Genomic DNA, 20752 nt, shown 5'->3' on the forward strand with positions numbered 1-20752 from the left:
CTACAACGACTGCGCCCGCCTGAAGATTGTGCGATCTGTGCAGGAACGGGCTTGCCGCTAAGAGGCCGGCACAGGCTGATCAATGCACCACGGCCAACCACGGCAGGTAAGTCACCTTCAGGCCATACCGCTGCTCCAACGTCCGCAACAGGGCCTCAGGTTCATCCAGGTCAAACACCCCGCTCACTTCCATCGCAGCCAGCTTGCTGTCGGACAACACAATGCGCCCATGCCGGTATCGCTCAAGCTCGGTCAGCACCTGCCCCAGCGGCTTGCCGTTGAAGATCAGCTTGCCACGCTGCCAGGCCATCTGCGTGCCGGCATCGGCCGCCACTGCCAGTTCATGTTCACCCACCTTGGCTTCACCGCGAGCCAACACGACGTGGCCATCGCGCTGCACGCTGAAGGTGGCAGCATTGCCCTGCACCTGCGCACCGGCCGTTTCGACCACAAACGGACGTGAATCATCGGCGGTCTCGAACAACGCCTCACCCGCATCGAGTACCACACGCCGCTCATGCTCGCTGAACGCCACGCTCAAGGCACTGGCGCTGTTCAGCGTCACCCGTGTGCCATCTGTCAGGGTAATGACCTGCCGCTCGCCCACGGCGGTGTGGTAATCGGCCAGCAGCATCGGGGCTTGCTGCCAACCCGCCACGGCGGCGACCAGCAACACCACCGAAGCCGCCACACCCGCCTGCTTCAGCCGGCCGCGGCAATGGCGCAAGGCCTGGCCGATATACTTTGCCACCATGCTCTCGGAAACCCCCAGGCGTTGAGCGACCTGCTTCTGGGTCAGGCCCTCGACACGGTTGAGCAACAGCGCCTGGCGGGCATTGTCGGGCAACTGCAACAGCGCCTGGTCAAGAATCTGCAAACGCTCGCGGGCCAGCAACGCCGCCTCAGGGGCGGGCGCCGGGCAGGCCACCTCACAGGCTCCGTCGCTGTCGTCGTGGCTGGCGGCGATGCGTTGCTCACGGCGCAAGGCGTCAATCGCCAGGTTGCCGGCGACGCGGAAGATGAAACTGCGTGCGTGCAACACCGGCACCGCCTGCTCGTCGATGTTCACCAGCTTCAGGTAGGTTTCCTGCGCCACATCGGCCGCGCGCTGGCGGTCGCTCATGCGCCGTGTCAGAAACTGCAGCAGGTCGTCGTAGTGCTCCTGGAAACTTGCCAGCAGGCCCGACATGGGTGAAGTCAGCATGATTGGGGAACAGCCAGTAAGAGAGGTTATCGAGCGTTAATGAGAAACAGTATCTTTCATATGAACCGATACTTTCAACGCCGACGCGCATTTGCCACACTGCCAGCTCCATTCCGGCAAGGTCACAGCCCATGACTGCCCGTCTTTACCGCTACACCCGCCTGTTCCTGGTCCTGCTGCTGGCCTGTGGCCTGGGGGCCTGTGCGCTGTTCCAGCCACGCGACCCGGTAAACATCAGCGTGATCGGCATCGAACCACTGCCCGGTCAGGAGCTGGAACTACGCATGGCGGTGAAAATGCGGGTGCAAAACCCCAATGAGGCGCCGATCGATTACAACGGCATCGCCTTGAACCTGGAAGTGAACGGCCAGCCGCTGGCCGCTGGGGTCAGTGACCAGCAGGGGCATATTGGCCGCTACGACGAAGCGGTGATCGTGGTGCCGGTAAGCATCACGGCATTTTCCTTCCTGCGCCAGGCCTATGGGCTGGGCAAGCTGGATTCGCTGCAGGGTCTACCCTACAAGCTGCGCGGCAAACTGGCCGGCGGGCCGCTGGGGACCGTGCGCTTTACCGATGAAGGCAAGCTGGACCTGCCCAAGGGCACCTACTGACAAGCGCCGGGCGGGTGTGCTCAGCGGTTGGCGCTGGCTGCGGCCATCAGCTTGTTGACTTCGCTGCGCACCATGCTGGCGTATTCAGGCGGCGTCATGCCGTCCAGTTCGGCGCGCACCCACTCGGCCCATTTGCCCTTGCGCCGTGGCTTTTCGGCAATCAGCCGGGCGGCTTCGCCCTTGGCTTTGCCCAGGTTGTTCTGCCACATCTCGAACAGCCGGGCCTTCTCTGCCTCGATCTGCGCCCGTTCCTCGAAGCTCATGTTGGCCAGATTGAAACTCATGAAGTTACCTGCAGGTTTGAAAATGGCCGCTATCTTACACCCAGGCAACCCATCATCGGAAAGCCGCCGCAACTTTCCCGACGTGGCGGCATCCATTGTTCACACCCCCATTGACGAGGACGAGTTCATGGCCCGGAAAAACGCCACGCTGGCTGACAGCGATCAGATCAAGGACCAGGTATTCAGCGAACTGCAATCGCTGATAGAAGAATCGGAAAAACTGCTGAACGACAGTGCCGCCCTGGTGGGCGAAGAAGCCGAGACGCTGCGCGCCCAGGTAAGCCTGAAACTTCGTCAGGCTCGCCAGGCGGCCAGCAACGTGCGCAGCAAGGCGCAACCGGTGGTGGACGCCACCCAGGACTACATCGGCGGCCACCCCTGGCAGACCGTTGCCATTTCCGCCGGCCTCGGGCTGGCGGTAGGCCTGCTACTGGGCCGGCGCAATTAAGGCCTGCGCCGCCTGGTGCCCATCAGGCGGCCAAAGCCTGCGGGATGCCGCTGTGGAAGCGCAGCTCCTGGTCTGGTGACTGGATCAGCTCCATTTCCGCCGCGCGTACCAGCTCGACGCGGCGAGCGATGTCCGCTTCATCACCGTAGTTGTGCGCCAGTTTCAGATAGCCCTGGTAGTGGCGCGCTTCGCTTTTCAGCAGTCCGTGGTAGAAGCGGCCCAGCTCTTCATCCAGATGCGGCACCAGCGCGGCAAAACGTTCGCAACTGCGCGCCTCGATGAACGCCCCCACCACCAGCGTATCCACCAGCTTGACCGGCTCGTGGGCGCGCACCAGCCGGCGCAACCCCGACGCATAACGCCCTGCCGACACAGGACGCAACGGCACACCGCGGCGTTTCATGAGGCGTAACACCTGTTCGTGGTGCACCAGCTCCTCGCGGGCCAGGCGCGACATCATGTTGATCAGATCCAGGTGAGTGTTGTACTTGGCGATCAGGCTCAAGGCCGTGCTGGCGGCCTTGAACTCGCAGTTCTTGTGGTCGATCAGCAGGGTTTCCTGGTCGGCGAGCGCCGCTTCGATCCAGGCATCTGGCGTCGGGCAGCCAAGAAAGGCGTCGATTTCGGGGATCAGGGACATAAGCGTGCAACCACACAGAACAGGCAGGGTCGGCGATTATACCGGCGGCGGCTGGCGACGCCAGTGACTATGCTTGATGTACATCAAGCGCTGGAGGGTAAAGCGCCGACTATAGTCAGGCACTGGTCGCCATCATCGAAGGGAGTTTACGCCCATGCAAGCCGTCCGCAGCATCCTCGTCGTCCTCGACCCCGCGCACGCCCACAGCCGGGCGCTTACACGGGCCAAGCTGATTGCCGGCATCACCGGCGCGCGCCTGCACTTGCTGATGTGCGACAAACGGCATGATCACAGTGCGCTGCTGAGCCTGCTGAGCAGCCAGTTGCATGATGACGGCTTCGACAATGTCACCCATGAAGAGGGCTGGCGCGACAACCTGCACGACACCATCATCCATGTACAGCAGGCCGAAGGCTGCGAACTGGTGATCAAGGACCACCGCCCGGACAACCCGCTGAAAAAGGCCCTGCTCACCCCCAGCGACTGGAAGCTGCTGCGCCAATGCCCGTGTGCCGTGCTGATGGTCAAGAGCGAGCGGCCATGGACCGGGGGCAAGATCCTGGCGGCGGTGGACGTGGGCAACCAGGACGAAGACCACCGCCGCCTGCATGCCAGCATCATCGACCACGGCTTCGAGATTGCCAAACTGGCCAAGGGAGAACTGCACGTCATCAGTGCCCACCCGTCGCCGATGCTGTCAGCGTCGGACCCGGCGTTCCAGCTGAGCGATACGATCGAAAAGCGCTACCGTGAAGCGTGCAGCGCGTTCCAGGCTGAGTACGGCATCAGGGAAGAATGCCTGCATGTGGCCGAAGGGCCGGCGGATGTGTTGATTCCACATACCGAACAGAAGCTCGATGCCGTGGTGACGGTGATGGGCACGGTGTGCCGCACGGGCATTTCCGGGGCGTTGATTGGTAATACCTCGGAAGTGGTGCTGGATGCGCTGCAGGGTGATGTGCTGGTGCTCAAGAGCGAGGAAGCCATCGCCCACCTGGCGGAGCTGGCCCGCGGCTGAGTAGGCAATATGCAGGCCCCTTGTAGGAGCGGGTTCACCCGCGAATGCGTCATTGATTTCAACGCCACATTCGCCGGCAAACCCGCCCCAAGGTTCCGTTGCCGCCCGGGAGTCTAGACCAACGCCTCCCGCACCTTCGGGTCAAGCCCTTCCCCCGCATGGGCCTCGCTCCATTCCGCCAGCTGCCGGCGCATCGCCGGCGTCCAGAAGCTCTGCAAATGCTGCCGCACCCCTTGCACCGCCAGCGCCCGGTCTGGTTCGCTGTCGAAGTAATGGGCAATCTGGTTGGCCATCTTGACCAGGTTTTCGCTGCTCATCGGCGAACCTCGGCTTTCTCCGCAGTGCGGCGCTCTTTCAGCAGCCGCTGCTGTTCATCACTGAAGTCCTGATAGCGCTTTTGCCATTGCGATGGCTGGAACACTTTCACCACTTCCACTGCCGTCACCTTGTACTCGGGGCAGTTGGTGGCCCAGTCGGAGTTGTCGGTGGTGATCACGTTGGCACCCGACTCCGGGAAGTGGAAGGTGGTGTACACCACTCCCGGCGCCACCCGCGTACTGACCTTGGCATGCAGCACAGTCTGCCCGGCGCGGCTGCCGATACCGACCCAGTCACCGTCGTGGATGCCACGGCTTTCAGCGTCGGTCGGGTGGATCTCCAGGCGGTCGGCGTCATGCCAGGCGACGTTGCCGGTACGCCGGGTCTGGGCGCCGACGTTGTACTGGCTGAGAATGCGCCCGGTGGTCAGCAGCAACGGGTAGCGGTTGTTGACCTTTTCGTCGGTGGGCACGTAGCCGGTGAGCATGAAGCGCCCCTTGCCACGCACGAACTGGTCGATGTGCATGGTCGGCGTGCCGTCTGGGGCAGCGTCGTTGCACGGCCACTGCAGGCTGCCATGGCGGTCGAGTTCAGCGTAGCTGACACGACGGAAGGTCGGCGTCAGGCGGGCGATCTCGTCCATGATCTCGGAAGGATGGCGGTAGTTCATCGGGTAGCCTAGGGCGTTGGCCAGGGCCACGGTAGCTTCCCAGTCGGCCTTGCCGGCCAGCGGCTCCATGACCTTGCGCACCCGCGAAATTCGCCGCTCGGCGTTGGTGAAGGTGCCGTCCTTTTCCAGGAAGGAACTGCCCGGCAGGAACACATGAGCGAACTTGGCAGTTTCGTTGAGGAAGATGTCCTGCACCACCACGCACTCCATGGCCAGCAAGGCCGCGGTGACGTGCTGGGTGTTGGGGTCGCTCTGGGCGATGTCCTCACCCTGGCAGTACAGCGCCTTGAAGCTGCCATCCAGCGCTGCCTCGAACATGTTGGGAATGCGCAGACCCGGGTCAGGCTGCAAGGTCACGCCCCAGGCCTGTTCGAACTCGGCGCGCACGCCCTCGTTGGAGACATGCCGGTAGCCGGGCAGCTCGTGGGGGAACGAGCCCATGTCGCACGAGCCCTGCACGTTGTTCTGCCCGCGCAGCGGGTTCACCCCTACCCCTTCACGGCCGATGTTGCCAGTGGCCATGGCCAGGTTGGCGATGCCCATCACTGCGGTACTGCCTTGGCTGTGCTCGGTCACCCCCAGGCCGTAGTAGATGGCCGCGTTGCCGCCGGTGGCATACAGCCGGGCCGCAGCGCGGATCTGCTCGGCGGGCACGCCACAAACCGGGCCGAGCACCTCGGGGGCGTTGTCTGGCAGGCTGACGAAGTCGCGCCAACGGGCGAAGTCTTCGGTTTCGCAGCGGGCATCGATGAAGCTTTGGGCCAGCAGGCCCTCGGTAACGATCACGTGGGCCAGGGCGTTGAGCATGGCCACGTTGGTGCCCGGGCGCAGTTGCAGGTGCAGGTCGGCGCGGGCGTGCGGCGAGTCGACCAGGTCGATGCGCCGTGGGTCGATCACGATCAGCCGCGCCCCTTGGCGCAGGCGGCGCTTGAGTTGCGAGCCGAACACCGGGTGCGCATCGGTGGGGTTGGCGCCAATCACCAGCACAACGTCGGCCTGCATCACCGAGTCGAAGCTTTGCGTGCCGGCTGACTCACCCAGGGTCTGCTTCAGGCCATAACCGGTGGGCGAATGGCATACCCGTGCGCAGGTGTCGACGTTGTTGTTACCGAAGGCCGTGCGCACCAGCTTCTGCACCAGGTAGGCTTCTTCGTTGGTACAGCGGCTGGAGGTGATACCGCCGATGGAGTCGCGCCCGTATTTGAGCTGGATGCGGCGGAACTCGCTGGCAGCATAGGTCACGGCCTCGTCCAAGCTGACTTCCTGCCACGGGTCTTCCAGGCGCTTGCGGATCATCGGTTTGGTGATGCGGTCCGGGTGGGTGGCGTAGCCCCAGGCAAAGCGGCCCTTGACGCAGGCGTGGCCGTGGTTGGCGCCACCGTTCTTGTCCGGGACCATGCGCACCAGCTGGTCACCCTTGATTTCGGCGCGGAACGAGCAGCCAACGCCGCAGTAGGCGCAGGTGGTAATGACCGAACGCTCAGGCTGGCCAAGCTGCACCAGGCTCTTTTCCGTCAGGGTCGCGGTCGGACAGGCCTGCACGCAGGCGCCGCACGACACGCATTCGGAAGCCAGGAAGTTTTCGCCCCCCGCGGCCGCCACCCGCGATTCGAAACCGCGCCCGGTAATGGTCAGGGCGAACGTACCCTGGATGTCCTCGCAGGCGCGCACACAGCGGCTGCAGACGATGCACTTGCTCGGCTCGTAGTCGAAATACGGGTTGGAAACGTCTTTTTTCTCGTCCAGGTGGTTGGCGCCGTCATAGCCGTAGCGCACCTCACGCAGGCCCACCTGGCCGGCGACGGTCTGCAGCTCGCAATTACCGTTGGCCGAACAGGTCAGGCAGTCCAGCGGGTGGTCGGAAATGTACAGCTCCATCACGTTGCGGCGCAGGCCGGCCAGGCGCGGGGTTTCGGTGCGCACCACCATGCCTTCGCTGACTGGCGTGGTGCAGGATGCCGGGTAGCCGCGCATGCCTTCGATTTCCACCATGCACATGCGGCAGGAGCCGAAGGCTTCGAGGCTGTCGGTGGCGCACAGTTTGGGGATGCTGGTGCCCAGCATGGCGGCGGCGCGCATGACCGAGGTGCCAGCAGGCACGCTGATGGCGCGGCCGTCGATGCTTAGGCTGACCTGCACGTCGCTTTCGCGGGCCGGGGTGCCGAGGTCGCTGCTTTTATCAGAAGCGGGGTCGAAGAAATTGATCACTGTGCGGCCTCCGTGGTGGTCAGCCCAAAATCGGCGGGGAAGTACTTGAGCGCGCTGGCCACCGGATAGGCAGTCATACCGCCCATGGCGCACAGCGAACCGTACTGCAGGGTGTCGCACAGGTCGCGCAGCAACAGCGCCTGGTCATGGCGCTCGGTGATGTCGCTGCTGGCGATCAGCCGGTCGACCACTTCCATGCCCCGGGTGGAACCGATACGGCACGGGGTGCACTTGCCGCAGGACTCCTCGGCACAGAACTGCAGGGCGAAACGCGCCATGCTGGCCATGTTCAACGTATCGTCGGCCACCACCACACCGCCGTGGCCGAGCATCGCGCCCACGGCAGCAAACGCTTCATAGTCCAATGGGGTGTCGAAATGGCTGGGAGGTACCCAGGCACCGAGCGGGCCACCGACCTGCGCGGCCTTCAGCGGCCGGCCACTGGCCGTGCCACCGCCATAGCCTTCCACCAGCTCGCGCAGGGTCAGGCCGAACGCGCGCTCGACCAGGCCACCCTGGCGAATGTTGCCGGCCAGTTGGAACGGCATGGTGCCCAGCGAGCGGCCCATGCCGAAATCGCGATAGAACGCTGCACCCTTGGCCAGAATGATGGGCACCGAAGCCAGGGTAAGCACGTTGTGCACCAGCGTCGGCAGGCCGAACAGCCCTTGCAGCGCAGGCAGCGGTGGCTTGGCGCGGACGATGCCACGCTTGCCTTCGATGGATTCGAGCAGCGCGGTTTCTTCGCCGCAAATATAGGCGCCGGCGCCCACCCGCACCTCCAGGTCGAACGCCTGGCCGCTGCCGGCTACGTCAGCACCCAGGTAGCCAGCGTCACGTGCGATGGCGAAGGCCTGGTCGAGTACCCGGATGGCATCGGGATACTCCGAGCGCACATAGATATAGCCCTTGTCGGCACCCACGGCGAGGCCGGCAATGATCATGCCCTCGATCAGCAGGAAGGGGTCGCCTTCCATCAGCATGCGATCAGCGAACGTGCCCGAGTCACCCTCGTCGGCGTTGCACACCACGTACTTCTGCCCGGCGCCAGCATCACGCACGGTGCGCCACTTGATGCCGGCCGGGAACGCCGCACCACCACGGCCACGCAGGCCGGAGTCGAGTACTGCGGCAACCACTTCGGCACCGTCCAGCGCCACAGCGGCCTCCAGGCCTGCGAAACCGCCGTTGGCACGATAGTCATCCAGCGACAATGGGCGGGTGATGCCAGCGCGAGCGAACAGCAAGCGTTGCTGGGTCTTGAGATAGGGTATTTCTTCGACCGGCCCCAATGCCAGCGAGTGGCCACCGGGTTCGCCCGCCAGGGCATCAAGCAGTGACGGCACATCCTGTGGCGTAATCGGGCCGAAACCCAGGCGCCCTTGCGCACTGTCGCACTCGATCAGCGGCTCCAGCCAGTAAAGCCCGCGCGAGCTGGTGCGCTGGATGTCCAGCGGCAACTGGCGGCGCTCGGCCTCGCGCAGCAGGGCCTCGGCAACCTGGTCGGCACCCACGGCACGGGCTACCGAATCACAGGGAATATACAGCTTCAGCATGCTGAGTCCTCCCGGCAACCGTTGACCAAGTCCCGCAGGCGCTCAGGGGTGAGGCGCGCGTGCACCTGGCCGTCCAGCTCCAGCGCTGGCGAGCAGGCACAGGCCCCCAGGCAATAAACAGGGCGCAGGCTGATGGCGCCGTCGGCGCTGGTGCCGTGATCGTCTAGTGCCAACTGTTCACGCAATTGCGCGGCCAGGGCTTCGGCGCCACGGCTCTGGCACGACTCGGCACGGCACAGGCGCAGGGTGTGGCGCGCGGGCGGCGCGGTGCGGAAGTCGTGATAAAAGCTGATTACCCCACGTACCTCAGCCAGGCTGAGGTTCAGGGCATGGGCGATTTCGGGGACCGAGGCATCGGGGATGTAACCTATCTCGTGCTGGACGGCATGCAGGATCGGCAACAGGGCACCGGGGGTGTCCTTGTCGCGGGCCAGAATGCGCTGGATTACAGGCAGGTGGAGCAATTCATCAGGCATACAGCGGACCTCGGCATCACGGACCCTGCCTGATTGTTTTTAAAGGGCAGGTTTCCGGCGTGTTCTGCTGCGGCGCACCGTCCACGTCACAGTTGCATGGTACGGGTGGCCTCCTCGCCCACGGCCGCACGTCTGCGCGCACTGACCCTTGGGCATCCTGCTAGCATGGCACTTGTAGCGCCGAGGGGTTGTATGCGAGCGACCAGGCGCATTCTGAAACCGACGCACGTGATTACGCCCCGGCATCATCTGCCACGGCTTGCCGATCAGGTGGGTCTTGAAACCATCGTTGCATGCACCAGGCCCTCGAAACCGAACCTGGTCCATTGCCGGGCCTGCCAGACGGCAGCCCCGGCAATGGGCTGCCATCCAGCATGGCTACGGGGCAGAACGCGACTGAGCTCAGTCGGTAGACTGCACCGTTGCGGTGTCGGCGGCGGGGGCCGGAGCCTGGGCCTGGGCCTTTGACTTCGCACGATTGCGTCGGTCCTGGCTGCGTTGCCGCGCAGCTTGCTGCTTGGCATGCAGCGCCTGAGCGGCGGTCACAGTACCTGCGGCCTGTCCATTCAGGTCAAGGCGCGGTGCATTCTCCACCATGCTCGCCCAGTATCGAGCGCCCCGGCACCACGTGGAAATGCCCAGCTTGAGCTGTTCGCGGGTCAACCCAAGCAGCTCCAGGTGTTGCTCGGCATCCTTGAAAATGCCCTCCTTGAGCGGCACCTTGGGGGCCGGGTTGACCGGGAAAGCCAAGGGAAAATGCTTCTGCAGTGGCCAGATCGCTGCCACCGCCGGGTCCATCTCACGCGGCTTCGCCTGCGGGGGCGACTTGCGCTTGGGCGGTTTCGCGCTATCGGCCTTTACCTGCCCTTTTTCCGCCCGCAGGCGGTCTCGTAGCTCAGCTAGTTGTTCAAAACCCATTGTTCATTCACTGCTTCGAAGTTGATTGCGTGGTGCAAGGATACCCCATGCAGCCTGCACATTGCTTGCAGGCCAACTTTCCCGGCTAGCCGAAGCACAACGCGCATGCCCGTGCGACGGCCCTCAGCTGAACACCCAAAGCACACGTGTGGGCTTGTCGGTCAGGTTGGCGTAACGGAAACGGGCGTGGGGTTGCAACTGAAAACTGTCATTGGCGTGCAGCGTGACCGGCTCAGCATCGCCCAACCACACCGTCAGTTCGCCTTCGAGCACGAAGCAACCCTGCTCCGAGCTGTCGTCCAGGTACTCCTCGCCACTGCTGGCCCCCGGCTGCAAATGGCTGTCGAGCATGGAAAACGCGCCCGTTATCGAGGGCGATGCCAGCACATCGGTGATACCACCCGCCAGGTGCAGCGTGCGACGCTCGTGCGGGCGGGTCACCCAGTCGAGTTCACGGGGGTTTTCCAGCTTGTAGAAGTAGGCTGTGGATACACCGAGCTCTTCACTGATGGCTGTGAGATCGGCCACGGTCGGGCGTGATACGCCGCGTTCGACCTGGGACAGAAAACCCACCGAACGGCCAATGCGCTGTGCCAGCTCGCCCAGAGTCAGGCCCTTGAACTTGCGCAGGTCGCGAATCAGTACTGCCAGGCCTTCGATTTCTTCGTGCACTTTCATGGTTGAATCGCGACTTTCAGACGGGAAATGGATGCCCAGAAAAGTACAGGATTCATTTCACAAAGCAAAATGCTTTGCGGGTGGTGCCTGACGTGAAATGTACGATTGCGGCACCGATCGAGCACCGCGCAAGCGGTGCTCGATCTCACAGGTGCTGAGAACAGCTTCTGCCGCTACCGAACAGCCTCATAGGTCAGGTCCAGGCACTTGCGGGCTTTCTCCACCAGTTCGTCGATCTCTTCGATACTGATCACCAGCGGTGGCGCGATGATCATGGTGTCGCCTACAGCGCGCATGATCAGGCCGTTGTCGAAGCAGTGCTGGCGACAGATCATGCCGACACCTTTGCCTTCATGACGGGCACGGGTGGCCTTGTCTTTCACCAACTCGATCGCACCGAGCATGCCCAGGCCGCGCACTTCGCCTACCAGCGGGTGGTCGGCCAGTTCGCGCAGGCGTTGTTGCAGATAAGGCGCGGTTTTATCGTGCACCTGCTGGATGATCTGCTCGTCACGCAGGATCCGCAGGTTCTCCAGGCCCACCGCCGCCGCTACAGGGTGGCCGGAATAGGTGAAGCCGTGGTTGAAGTCGCCGCCTTCGCTGATGACCTTGGCCACCTCGTCACGCACAATCACCCCGCCCATGGGGATGTAACCGGAGGTCAGGCCCTTGGCGATGGTCATCAGGTCAGGCTTGAGGTCGTAGTAATCGGTGCCGAACCACTCACCGGTACGGCCGAACCCACAGATCACTTCGTCGGCGACGAAGAGGATGTCGTACCTGGCCAGGATTTCCTTGATCTTCGGCCAATAGGTCTGCGGTGGAATGATCACGCCACCGGCGCCCTGGATCGGCTCGGCGATGAAGGCAGCAACGTTGTCCACGCCAACTTCGAGGATCTTCTTCTCCAGTTGCTCGGCCGCCCAAACGCCGAAGTCGGCCTCGGTCATGTCGCCGCCTTCGCCGAACCAGTATGGCTGCGGGATGTGCACGACATCCGGGATCACCCCGCCCTGCTGGTGCATGCCACTCATGCCGCCCAAGGCCGCGCCCGCCACGGTAGAGCCGTGGTAGCCGTTGATGCGGCCAATGATGACCTTCTTGTTCTTCTGGCCCTTCAGTGCCCAGTAATGGCGGACCATGCGCAGCACGGTGTCGTTGCCTTCGGAGCCGGAGCCGGTGAAGAACACGTGGTTCATGCCTTGCGGGGCCACCTCGGCGATCGCCTTGGCCAGCTCCAGCGCAGGCGGGTGCGCGGTCTGGAAGAACAGGTTGTAGTAAGGCAACTGCTTCATCTGCTGGCTGGCGACCTCGGCCAGCTCATCGCGACCATAGCCGACCGCCACGCACCACAGGCCGGCCATGCCATCGAGAATCTTGTTGCCCTCGCTGTCCCACAGGTACACACCCTTGGCCGAGGTGATGATGCGCGGGCCTTTCTCGGCCAGTTGCCTGACATCGCTGAACGGGGCCAGGTGATGGTCGCGGCTCATGGTTTGCCAGGCAAGGGTCTGCGAATTCTGTTCACTCATTGACTTCACTCCATCAAGTTGCGCAGCCGCGCTGCGAGGGTATTTTCTACAGGTGGGAAAGGTGGCTGCTCAGGCAGACAGCAACAGCCTCTGGCGCAATACCGAGCGGTGCCGGCAGGCCTTGCCAAAGGACTGGAAGATGGCCAGGTAATGGGGGTTATCCATGACCTGGAACTCGGGGTGCCATTGCACGCCCAGGGCAAAGCCCTTGCTGCTCTCTACCGAAATCGCTTCCACCAGGCCATCGGGTGCCAGCGCCTCCACCCTCAGCCCGGGGGCCAGTACGTCGATGCCTTGGCCGTGGATGGAATTGACGTCGAATATCGCCGGCAAACCCATGCGGTCGAGCATGCCGCCAGGCTCTACATGCAGGGTGTGGCGCGGCCCGTATTGCTTGTCGAGGGGCTCATCCTTGCCTTCGCGGTGGTCCATGAACATGCCGGTCTCGTGGACCTTCTGATGCAGGGTGCCACCCAACGCCACGTTCATTTCCTGGAAGCCACGGCAAATGCCGAGTACCGGTACGCCGGCGGCGATGGCGGCGCGCATCAGCGGCAACGTGCTGGCATCGCGCAGAGGGTCGTGATGGGTGCCCGCAGCACTGGCCGGGCCGTTGTAGTGGTACGGCTCGATGTTGGACGGCGAACCGGTGAAGATCAGCCCATCCACCACGTCGAGAATATCGGCGCTGTCCATCAACTCACCGAGGCTGGGAATGACGATGGGCAGCCCACACGCCGCCTTGGCTGCCGCGCGCGCGTACTTCTCGCTGATGGTCTGGGTTGCATGCAGCTCAATCATGCTGGTGCATGCGGTAATGCCGATCACGGGCACACGTGGCATATCTTCCTCCGGCAAATCCATATTGCGCGTTGTATTGAAACGGTAGAAAGGGAGGGTGCAGCGTCGCTGTTCCAACCTCGGCACCTACAGGAACCAGCGGTATTCGCGGGCATCGATGTGGTGCATGAAGTCCAGTTGCTCCTGGTATTTGTTTTCGCAATAGACCATCACGAACTCGCTGCCCAGGCCTTGGTTGACCACCGGGTGATGACGCATGGCGGCCAAGGCGCTGAGGGCATCCTTGGGGAAGTCGATGCCGCTCTGGCGGTTTTCGTTCAGCGGGGCGATGGGCTCCACGCCGCGATCCAGGCCATGCTCCATCCCGGTCAAAATGGCCGCCAGTACCAGATACGGATTGGCGTCGGCACCAGCGAGGCGGTGCTCGATGCGCAGGTTGCGCGGGTCGGACTCGGGGATGCGGATGCACGCGTCACGGTCTTCGAAACCCCAGCTGGCCTTGCTCGCCGCGTTGACCATGGCGCCATAACGTCGGTAGGCATTGTGGTTGGGGGCAAAGATCGGCATGCAATGCGGCAGCAGTTCCAGGCAGCCTGCCACCGCATGGCGCAGCTTGCGCTGTTCGCTTCCCGCCAGGATGTTATTGCCGGCGGCGTCGTACAGGCTGACGTGCACATGCATGCCGCTGCCTGGCGCGTCCAGGTAGGGTTTGCTCATGAAGCTGGCACGGTAGCCATGCTTCATCGCGATACCGCGGGTACTGCGGCAGAACAGTGCCGACCAGTCCGCCGCACTGAGGGCATCGTCGCTGTGGGAGAAGTTGATCTCGAACTGGCCTGGGCCCAGCTCTGCGGTGATGACGTTCGCCGGCACGCCCTGCTCGTTGGCGCCATCGACCATCTCGTGCAGGACCGACGAAAAGCGCGACAACCGCTCGATGTGCATGTTCGGCTGATCGTCTTCATCCTCGGTTGCCGTGTCACGTGGGTACTGTGGCAGGCCGTTATCAAGCTTGCGGTCGAACAGGTAGAACTCCAGTTCAAACGCCACCACCGGGCGGATGCCACGCTTGGCCAGACGCTGAAGCACACGCGCCAGCACTTCACGAGGCTCGAATTCGATCGGCTTTGCAGTGCCGTCGGACGTGATCAGCATCTGGGCGATCACTTCCTTTTCCCAGCGCACCGGCTTCAGCGTACCCGGCACCAGGCGCCGGGCAGCATCCGGGTCGCCGTCGGCGAAGCAATAGTCACCAATCGGGTAAAGGCCGCCCTGGGTACCCAGCAGCACGCAGTTCTGCGGCAGCTTCAGAGGCGCACCGGCTGCGACTTTTTCCAGCATGTCCATGGGGTAGCGCTTGCCGTAGAAGTGCCCGGGGATGTCCAGCGCAATCAGGTCGACATAGCGAACTGCCGGGTGTTCTGCTCGGAACGAGCGCACTTCAGCCAGCAGATCCGGAAAGATGACACTCATCTTCTTATCCTTGTGAGGTGAACGAATTCAATTGAAGACCCAGAGCACGCGGGTGGTTTTATCCGTCAGGTTGGCGTAACGGAACGGCGCATGGGGTTGCAGCTGGAAGCAGTCGTTGGCTTGCAGGGTCACGGCATCGCCCTGGTCCAGCCACACCGTGAGTTCGCCCTCGAGTACGAAACAGCCCTGCTCGGAACGGTCGCTCAAGTACGCCTCCCCACTGGTGGCGCCCGGCTCGAGAAGGCTGTCGAGCATGGAGAAGGCGCCTGCGATGGTCGGCGAAGCCAGTACGTCGGTGATGCCCGACTCCAGGTACAACGTGCGCCGCTCGTGGGGGCGCGTGACCCAGCCAATGCTGCGGGGCTTGCTCAGGTTGTAGAAGTACGCGGTTGATACGCCAAGCGCTTCGCTGATAGCGGTGAGGTCTGCCACGGTCGGGCGCGAAACGCCGCGTTCGACCTGGGAGAGGAAACCCACCGAGCGGTTGATGCGCTCGGCCAGTTCACCCAAGGTCAGGTTCTTGAATTTGCGCAGGTCGTGAATAAGGATCGCGAGGGCTTCAACCTCTTCGTGCATCTTCATCGTTTCGGACTGCCGTGAAATTTTTAGACTTATTTTTCATGAAAATTTACATGAAAAATTTCACGCGTCAAGCCGAACGATGGAAATGTGCAGCCGCCAACAGAGGGCTTGCTGCGCAGCGTGGCGGATTGGCTGCGGTGGCGCGGGTTTCTTTACTGGCGCTCGGCGAGTAGCCTCGTGGCTGAATCCTCCAGCCCGACCCTGTCCATCGCCATGCCAAACGGTTTCCCTGATTTGCCCTCGCTCAATGCGCTACGTGTGTTCGAAGTGGTTGCCCGCCACCTGAACTTCCGCCTGGCCGCCGAAGAGCTGGGGGTGACCCAGGCGGCAGTGGCACAACAGATACGCGGGCTGGAAGCGAGCCTGAACCTTCGTTTGTTCGAGCGCCTGCCCCGGGGCCTGGCACTGACCGATGCGGGGCTGGGCTACAGCGGCAGCATTCGCAACGCCTTGGCGATGATCGATGAGGCAACCCGCCTGCTGCGGCCACAGGCGTCTCACCTGACGGTCAGCGTGACACCAACCTTTGCCTCCAAATGGCTCATTCCCCGGCTGGGCAGCTTTGCGCACAGCCATCCGGACATCGATTTACGTGTACTGGCCACAGATCGGCTGTCCCACTTCAATACCGACGGCGTGGATCTCGCAGTCCGCTATGGCAAGCCCGACATCGGCGCGGGCTTGAACAGCGAACTGTTGATGGAACAGCGTATCGTCGCCGTGGCCAGCCCAAGGTTGTTCGAAGCCAGCAAAGTCCCCACCAGCTTCGAGCAGCTTCAAGCGTTCACCCTGCTCCACGATGCCCATGATTTCTGGCCTCGGTTCCTTGCACAACTGTTCCCGCAACACGGGCAAGCGACTGCCAGAAACCTGCGGTTCAACCAGACTTCATTGGCCATTGATGCCGCCATCAGTGGTCAGGGTATTGCGTTGGCAAGCCTGGCGTTCGTCAGTGATGACATCGTCGCGGGCAGGCTGACCCAGGTCTTCGCTCAGCAACTCAGGCTCGATAAGTCGTTCTACCTGGTGTGGCCACGAAAGTTGCAGCAGCCGGAGTCGCTAGGCATTGTCCAGCGCTGGTTCAAGCAACAGGCAGGAAATAGTTAATCTACTGCCTTGGTGAAGTTTAGCTGTCTCCCTCGCTGCCACAACTGCTGCTAATTTTAGTGCGCCTAAGCATTCAGCGATTAACGTTCCGGAGGCAGCATGTCAGTAGAAAAAGTTGCGATCATCACAGCAGGTGGCAGTGGAATGGGCGCAGCAGCGGCACGGCGCCTGGCCGCTGACGGGTTCAAGGTTGCCATCCTGTCCTCCTCGGGCAAGGGCGAAGCCCTGGCTGCCGAGCTTGGTGGAATTGGCGTAACGGGTAGCAACCAGTCGGTTGAGGACCTGAAACGCCTGGTCGATGTCGTGGTGGAAAAGTGGGGGCGCATCGACGTGCTGCTCAATAGCGCCGGCCATGGTCCGCGCGCGCCAATCCTGGAAATCAGCGACGAAGACTGGCACAAGGGCATGGACACCTATCTGCTCAATGTCATTCGCCCGACTCGCCTGGTGACGCCCTACATGCAGCGCCAGAAAGGGGGTGTGATCATCAACATTTCCACCGCCTGGGCGTTCGAGCCCAGTGAGCTGTTCCCGACGTCTGCAGTGTTCCGCTCGGGCCTGGCCGCATTCACCAAAATCTTCGCCGACCAATTCGCCGGGGACAACGTGAGGATCAACAACGTCCTCCCCGGCTGGATCGACAGCCTGCCGGCCACCGAACAGCGCCGCGACAGCGTGCCGCTCAAACGCTATGGCACCTGCGAGGAAATCGCCGCCACCATTGCGTTTCTTGCCAGCGAAGGCGCTGCCTACATCACCGGGCAGAACATCAAAGTCGATGGCGGCGTCACACGTAGCGTTTGATTGCCCGTTGGCCGCAGCATACGCAACGGCGACCCCCACCTCCTTCGAAGCTATCGGTCAGCGTCACCCTTGCTGGCCGGCGGCGGGTATTAGGTTAGCGAGACGGCGTGCCCATCTGCTGCTGATGCTGCATCATCTGATCCATCATCATCTGTTGCATTCCCATGTATCTGTCCATCATGTATTGGTGCTGCCTCATCTGCTCAGGCGTCATTCCGGCGTAATGGCTGCCCATCTGCCCCCAGCCCATCATGTGGCCGCTCCCCATCATGCGACCGCCCATCATGCCGCCGCAGCACCCCATCATTCCCTTCATCATGAGCATTCCTTGCTGCATCATCGCCTGGTGATCTTGCATGAGTTTCTGGCGCTGGACTGGATCGGTAGTTTTGTGGATAAGGCTCATTTGATCCTGCATTTTTTTCAGATTTTCTTGAGCCTTCGCCATCTCCTGATCAAATTGCTCAATGTTCATCGACTGTTGAGTCGGCTCGGCGGCGCTGGAGGCCTGCTGGGCAAGGGTTAGAGCAGGAAAAAGAACACCCGCCAAAGCCAGGGCGACGAGTTTGGATGCTGTCATGGTTCAGATCCTTATAGGGAATGGCGGGCAGGGAATGGAACGTTGCTGTTAAGTATAGGCCTCGATTAAGGACGCAAACTGGTGCACGTTGAAAGGTGTCGCTGACACCTAAGCAAGTCGTGAGGGGCGCGCGCAAACATTCATGGGCTACCGGCGCAAAGTTAAATAATGCGCCATCACCCAAACACTGTGTGTCGACAAGGGTTGTGCCGGCGGCGCCGATGGCAATCCAAACCGCCTCTTCGCGTGGAACGGCCCAACCTTCTGCCGTTCATGCTCGCCCCTGGCTTCATTTTTTAACGCGGGAGGATCGCCAAGAAGACCTCATGCGCATCATCAGGCGTAACTCAACCAAGCCGATGCGGCTTCGCCAGCGTCATTTCCACGCATCAAGACCGCCAGTAAGGTTCTCAGCTTTGCTTTTGAAAAACTCTCGTAAATGATCAACAAAATAAGCGACTTTCGCAGATAAATTCAGGCGTTCTAAATAGACAGCGTAAATGTCTGCCGGCTCGGTCTCATAATCGTTCAAGACTTCCACAAGCTGACCTGTACGTAGATAACCGGCCAGGTTCCATTCCGCTCGCATCAATATCCCATGCCCGTCCAGCGCCCAAGTCAACGCTACCTCTCCATCGTTAGTACTCAAGCTCCCGTGGACCTTGATGGCGTCGAACTGTTTGCCTTTAGACATACGCCATATCCCGAATGCGGATTCATTTTGACGCAACACGATACAGTTGTGCCGGACCAGGTCTTTTGCCGTCTCAGGAGTTCCGTGGGTACGTAAGTACTCAGGGCTTGCACACAAACGTCGGCGATTAACCGCTATTTTCCTGGCAATGAGCCTTGAATCAGGCAGCTCACCAAAACGGATCGCCACGTCAATTGCGTCATCAGGGAGATGGATAGGCCGGTCCGTCAGGTGAAGCTGAACTTCAACCTCTGGATAGCGCTTGGCGAAGAGTGAGATGGCTGGCCCTACATGGGTGCGGCCGAAGCCCAGCGGTGCATTCACGCGCAACAAACCCTTTGGCTCGGCCCTGCTGCTGGATACCTGCCGCTCCATCTCCTCGATCTCACCGAGAATGCGTTTTGCATTGATCAGGTACGTCTCACCTTCGGCCGTGAGGCTGATGCTGCGCGTCGTTCGGTTCAACAAACGAACGCCAAGACGCTTCTCCAATTGCGCAAGCCGCTTGGTTACAGCGGGGGGAGTGAGGTTCAGCTCACGGGCTGTCGCTGCCAGGCTGCCAGCCGCCACCAACTGGCTGAAAAAAGCAAGTTCCGACACAGGATTCATAATTAACCTCAAGGAAATAATGTCTTAAATCTGAGTCTATTACACCACTCAGAAAAAACCATTACCTTAGGCCTGCCTGATTAACCACAAAAACGCTGGGCTATTTAGCTTTGCCGGTCTTGCCTGTCTGCCGCTTAGCCCAGTCGCCACATAAATCCGACTCACAACAATAATTCGGAGACGGCAATGGCCAAACGATGGATAAGTAAGCTGTATGTGCAGGTACTGATTGGCGTCTCAATTGGGGTACTGCTAGGCGTGCTCTGGCCGGAGGTCGGCGCAGACATGAAGCCACTGGGTGATGCCTTCATCAAACTGATCAAGATGGTTTTTGCACCGATCATCTTTGCAACCGTGGTTCTCGGCATCGCCAAAATGGAAAACATGAAGGAGCTCGGCCGTGTCGGTGCCCGGGCCCTGATCTACTTCGAGGTTCTCTCCTCTTTCGCATTGGTGCTGGGCCTGATCGTTGTGAACCTGGTGCAACCTGGCCAAGGCATGAACATCGACCCTGCCACCCTGGATAGCAATGCCATCTCTACCTACACCGCTGCTGCCGTTAGCGGATCGGGCGGCTTCACCGACTTCTTGTTGCATGTAATCCCCGGCAGCGTAGTGGATGCCTTTGCCAAGAACGAAATCCTGCAGATTCTGCTGTTCTCGACCTTACTCGGCATTGCGCTGGCCAATCTAGGAGAACGCGGCAAGCCCGTAGTCGATGTGCTCGAGTCGTTTTCTCACGGCATGTTCTACATCGTCGGCATGGTGATGCGCATTGCTCCGCTGGCAGCCTGTGGCGCCATGGCTTTCACCGTCGGCAAATATGGCCTGGGCTCCATCGTTTCGCTGGGCAAGCTGATGGCAACTATGTACGTGACCTGCTTCCTGTTCGTGGTGATCGTTCTCGGCTCAATCGCTCGGATGTCTGGGTTCAGCTTGTGGAAGTTCCTCAAGTACCTGCGGGAGGAGCTGTTCACCGTATTGGGCACCAGCTCATCGGAGTCTGTTGTGCCACAAATGATGAACAAACTGGAGAAGGTCGGCGTCTCGAAACCGGTAGTAGGCCTGGTCATTCCTTCGGGGCTGACTTTCAACCCTGACGGCCAATGCATCTACTACACAATGGCGGCGATATTCATCGCGCAGGCAACCAATACCCCACTGACCCTCATGGACCAGCTGATCGTCCTGGGCGTGCTCCTGCTCACATCCAAAGGCTCTGCAGGCGTCACGGGTTCGGGCTTCATCACCCTGGCCGCAACCCTGGCCACCATGGACAACATCCCTGTAGCCGGCATGGTTCTGCTTCTTGGCGTAGACCGCTTCATGTCTGAGGCTCGCGCCATTACCAACACCATCGGCAACGCCGTGGGCACCATGGCCATCGCCAAATGGGTCGGCGCCCTCGATAGCACCAGGATGAATCAGGTCTTGGATGGCCAAGTGGTGGGCGAGCCAGAAAAAAACGAATCACTGCCTTCGGCTACCAAGCCTGCCATTGACTCTGACCCAAAAAACCTTGTGATGCACTGAGGAAGTAA

Annotated in this window: 21 protein-coding genes; 6 read left to right on the plus strand and 15 right to left on the minus strand. The window is 61.6% G+C overall.

What is annotated here, in order from left to right:
• Positions 1 to 79 precede the first annotated feature (79 nt).
• Positions 80 to 1204 (minus strand): sigma-70 family RNA polymerase sigma factor, encoded by a 1125-nt coding sequence (locus tag PRJ_RS18545; protein WP_104962183.1) that lies wholly within the window; start codon positions 1202 to 1204, stop codon positions 80 to 82.
• Positions 1205 to 1335: 131 nt separating this feature from the next.
• Here PRJ_RS18545 and PRJ_RS18550 point away from each other — a divergent pair, with 131 nt between their 5' ends.
• The gene (locus PRJ_RS18550) at positions 1336 to 1815 is read left to right on the plus strand and encodes an LEA type 2 family protein (RefSeq protein ID WP_020192401.1); all 480 of its coding nucleotides are present in this window, start codon (positions 1336 to 1338) and stop codon (positions 1813 to 1815) included.
• 20 nt (positions 1816 to 1835) lie between these two features.
• Here PRJ_RS18550 and PRJ_RS18555 read toward each other — a convergent pair whose 3' ends face one another.
• Complete coding sequence (locus PRJ_RS18555) at positions 1836 to 2099, minus strand: hypothetical protein (protein ID WP_003248880.1); 264 nt, start codon at positions 2097 to 2099, stop codon at positions 1836 to 1838.
• 22 nt (positions 2100 to 2121) lie between these two features.
• Between PRJ_RS18555 and PRJ_RS18560 the strand changes: the two genes are divergently transcribed.
• Entirely contained in the window at positions 2122 to 2547 is a 426-nt protein-coding gene (locus tag PRJ_RS18560; RefSeq protein ID WP_223843500.1) for a YqjD family protein, read from the plus strand.
• A gap of 22 nt (positions 2548 to 2569) precedes the next feature.
• Here PRJ_RS18560 and PRJ_RS18565 read toward each other — a convergent pair whose 3' ends face one another.
• The gene (locus PRJ_RS18565; protein WP_003248869.1) at positions 2570 to 3187 is read right to left on the minus strand and encodes a tRNA-(ms[2]io[6]A)-hydroxylase; all 618 of its coding nucleotides are present in this window, start codon (positions 3185 to 3187) and stop codon (positions 2570 to 2572) included.
• Positions 3188 to 3341: 154 nt separating this feature from the next.
• Between PRJ_RS18565 and PRJ_RS18570 the strand changes: the two genes are divergently transcribed.
• Positions 3342 to 4205, plus strand: coding sequence for a universal stress protein (locus tag PRJ_RS18570; RefSeq protein ID WP_010953172.1), 864 nt, complete (start codon positions 3342 to 3344; stop codon positions 4203 to 4205).
• 113 nt (positions 4206 to 4318) lie between these two features.
• Here the strand turns inward: PRJ_RS18570 and PRJ_RS18575 are convergent, their stop codons facing one another.
• From PRJ_RS18575 to PRJ_RS18620, 10 genes are all read right to left on the minus strand, one after another.
• The gene (locus tag PRJ_RS18575; protein ID WP_010953171.1) at positions 4319 to 4522 is read right to left on the minus strand and encodes a formate dehydrogenase subunit delta; all 204 of its coding nucleotides are present in this window, start codon (positions 4520 to 4522) and stop codon (positions 4319 to 4321) included.
• The gene (gene fdhF, locus PRJ_RS18580; protein ID WP_104962184.1) at positions 4519 to 7401 is read right to left on the minus strand and encodes a formate dehydrogenase subunit alpha; all 2883 of its coding nucleotides are present in this window, start codon (positions 7399 to 7401) and stop codon (positions 4519 to 4521) included. Before fdhF ends, PRJ_RS18575 begins: the two co-directional genes overlap by 4 nt.
• Positions 7398 to 8957, minus strand: coding sequence for an NADH-quinone oxidoreductase subunit NuoF (locus PRJ_RS18585; RefSeq protein WP_014591748.1), 1560 nt, complete (start codon positions 8955 to 8957; stop codon positions 7398 to 7400). Before PRJ_RS18585 ends, fdhF begins: the two co-directional genes overlap by 4 nt.
• Positions 8951 to 9433, minus strand: a complete 483-nt coding sequence (locus PRJ_RS18590) for a formate dehydrogenase subunit gamma (protein WP_012053129.1) — start codon at positions 9431 to 9433, stop codon at positions 8951 to 8953. The genes PRJ_RS18585 and PRJ_RS18590 overlap by 7 nt, the downstream gene beginning before the upstream one ends.
• A 402-nt stretch (positions 9434 to 9835) precedes the next feature.
• Entirely contained in the window at positions 9836 to 10351 is a 516-nt protein-coding gene (locus PRJ_RS18595) for a ProQ/FinO family protein (protein WP_064493514.1), read from the minus strand.
• Between the two features lie 123 nt (positions 10352 to 10474).
• Entirely contained in the window at positions 10475 to 11029 is a 555-nt protein-coding gene (locus tag PRJ_RS18600; RefSeq protein ID WP_104962185.1) for a helix-turn-helix domain-containing protein, read from the minus strand.
• A gap of 173 nt (positions 11030 to 11202) precedes the next feature.
• The gene (locus PRJ_RS18605) at positions 11203 to 12561 is read right to left on the minus strand and encodes an aspartate aminotransferase family protein (RefSeq protein ID WP_014591751.1); all 1359 of its coding nucleotides are present in this window, start codon (positions 12559 to 12561) and stop codon (positions 11203 to 11205) included.
• 69 nt (positions 12562 to 12630) lie between these two features.
• Positions 12631 to 13404, minus strand: a complete 774-nt coding sequence (locus tag PRJ_RS18610; protein WP_104962186.1) for a gamma-glutamyl-gamma-aminobutyrate hydrolase family protein — start codon at positions 13402 to 13404, stop codon at positions 12631 to 12633.
• A gap of 84 nt (positions 13405 to 13488) precedes the next feature.
• Positions 13489 to 14835 (minus strand): glutamine synthetase family protein, encoded by a 1347-nt coding sequence (locus tag PRJ_RS18615; protein WP_104962187.1) that lies wholly within the window; start codon positions 14833 to 14835, stop codon positions 13489 to 13491.
• A 27-nt stretch (positions 14836 to 14862) separates the two neighbouring features.
• Positions 14863 to 15417 carry a helix-turn-helix domain-containing protein gene (locus PRJ_RS18620; protein ID WP_014591753.1) on the minus strand — a complete coding sequence of 185 codons (555 nt, stop codon included), beginning with the start codon at positions 15415 to 15417 and terminating at the stop codon, positions 14863 to 14865.
• 213 nt (positions 15418 to 15630) lie between these two features.
• Between PRJ_RS18620 and PRJ_RS18625 the strand changes: the two genes are divergently transcribed.
• Positions 15631 to 16524 carry a LysR substrate-binding domain-containing protein gene (locus PRJ_RS18625; protein ID WP_104962897.1) on the plus strand — a complete coding sequence of 298 codons (894 nt, stop codon included), beginning with the start codon at positions 15631 to 15633 and terminating at the stop codon, positions 16522 to 16524.
• Positions 16525 to 16623: 99 nt separating this feature from the next.
• Positions 16624 to 17328, plus strand: coding sequence for an SDR family oxidoreductase (locus tag PRJ_RS18630; protein ID WP_104962188.1), 705 nt, complete (start codon positions 16624 to 16626; stop codon positions 17326 to 17328).
• A 94-nt stretch (positions 17329 to 17422) separates the two neighbouring features.
• Here the strand turns inward: PRJ_RS18630 and PRJ_RS18635 are convergent, their stop codons facing one another.
• Both PRJ_RS18635 and PRJ_RS18640 read right to left on the minus strand, forming a co-directional pair.
• Positions 17423 to 17908, minus strand: coding sequence for a hypothetical protein (locus PRJ_RS18635; protein ID WP_104962189.1), 486 nt, complete (start codon positions 17906 to 17908; stop codon positions 17423 to 17425).
• 376 nt (positions 17909 to 18284) lie between these two features.
• A complete protein-coding gene (locus tag PRJ_RS18640; RefSeq protein WP_104962190.1) occupies positions 18285 to 19211 on the minus strand; it encodes a LysR substrate-binding domain-containing protein in 927 nt (308 codons plus the stop codon).
• A 186-nt stretch (positions 19212 to 19397) separates the two neighbouring features.
• Between PRJ_RS18640 and PRJ_RS18645 the strand changes: the two genes are divergently transcribed.
• A complete protein-coding gene (locus tag PRJ_RS18645; RefSeq protein WP_104962191.1) occupies positions 19398 to 20744 on the plus strand; it encodes a dicarboxylate/amino acid:cation symporter in 1347 nt (448 codons plus the stop codon).
• Positions 20745 to 20752 lie beyond the last annotated feature (8 nt).

The sequence above is a fragment of the Pseudomonas sp. XWY-1 genome (genome assembly GCF_002953115.1).
In the GTDB taxonomy this organism is placed as follows: Bacteria; Pseudomonadota; Gammaproteobacteria; order Pseudomonadales; family Pseudomonadaceae; genus Aquipseudomonas; species Aquipseudomonas alloputida.

Coding starts and splice junctions, on each gene's coding strand:
- PRJ_RS18555 (WP_003248880.1), bottom strand. CDS start 2,099: ATGAGTTTCAATCTGGCCAACATGAGCTTCGAGGAACGGGCGCAGATC.
- PRJ_RS18585 (WP_014591748.1), bottom strand. CDS start 8,957: ATGCTGAAGCTGTATATTCCCTGTGATTCGGTAGCCCGTGCCGTGGGT.
- PRJ_RS18600 (WP_104962185.1), bottom strand. CDS start 11,029: ATGAAAGTGCACGAAGAAATCGAAGGCCTGGCAGTACTGATTCGCGAC.
- PRJ_RS18635 (WP_104962189.1), bottom strand. CDS start 17,908: ATGACAGCATCCAAACTCGTCGCCCTGGCTTTGGCGGGTGTTCTTTTT.
- PRJ_RS18605 (WP_014591751.1), bottom strand. CDS start 12,561: ATGAGTGAACAGAATTCGCAGACCCTTGCCTGGCAAACCATGAGCCGC.
- PRJ_RS18595 (WP_064493514.1), bottom strand. CDS start 10,351: ATGGGTTTTGAACAACTAGCTGAGCTACGAGACCGCCTGCGGGCGGAA.
- PRJ_RS18565 (WP_003248869.1), bottom strand. CDS start 3,187: ATGTCCCTGATCCCCGAAATCGACGCCTTTCTTGGCTGCCCGACGCCA.
- PRJ_RS18570 (WP_010953172.1), top strand. CDS start 3,342: ATGCAAGCCGTCCGCAGCATCCTCGTCGTCCTCGACCCCGCGCACGCC.
- PRJ_RS18550 (WP_020192401.1), top strand. CDS start 1,336: ATGACTGCCCGTCTTTACCGCTACACCCGCCTGTTCCTGGTCCTGCTG.
- PRJ_RS18575 (WP_010953171.1), bottom strand. CDS start 4,522: ATGAGCAGCGAAAACCTGGTCAAGATGGCCAACCAGATTGCCCATTAC.
- PRJ_RS18620 (WP_014591753.1), bottom strand. CDS start 15,417: ATGAAGATGCACGAAGAGGTTGAAGCCCTCGCGATCCTTATTCACGAC.
- PRJ_RS18590 (WP_012053129.1), bottom strand. CDS start 9,433: ATGCCTGATGAATTGCTCCACCTGCCTGTAATCCAGCGCATTCTGGCC.
- PRJ_RS18560 (WP_223843500.1), top strand. CDS start 2,122: ATGGCCGCTATCTTACACCCAGGCAACCCATCATCGGAAAGCCGCCGC.
- PRJ_RS18615 (WP_104962187.1), bottom strand. CDS start 14,835: ATGAGTGTCATCTTTCCGGATCTGCTGGCTGAAGTGCGCTCGTTCCGA.
- PRJ_RS18610 (WP_104962186.1), bottom strand. CDS start 13,404: ATGCCACGTGTGCCCGTGATCGGCATTACCGCATGCACCAGCATGATT.
- PRJ_RS18645 (WP_104962191.1), top strand. CDS start 19,398: ATGGCCAAACGATGGATAAGTAAGCTGTATGTGCAGGTACTGATTGGC.
- PRJ_RS18630 (WP_104962188.1), top strand. CDS start 16,624: ATGTCAGTAGAAAAAGTTGCGATCATCACAGCAGGTGGCAGTGGAATG.
- PRJ_RS18545 (WP_104962183.1), bottom strand. CDS start 1,204: ATGCTGACTTCACCCATGTCGGGCCTGCTGGCAAGTTTCCAGGAGCAC.
- PRJ_RS18640 (WP_104962190.1), bottom strand. CDS start 19,211: ATGAATCCTGTGTCGGAACTTGCTTTTTTCAGCCAGTTGGTGGCGGCT.
- PRJ_RS18625 (WP_104962897.1), top strand. CDS start 15,631: ATGCCAAACGGTTTCCCTGATTTGCCCTCGCTCAATGCGCTACGTGTG.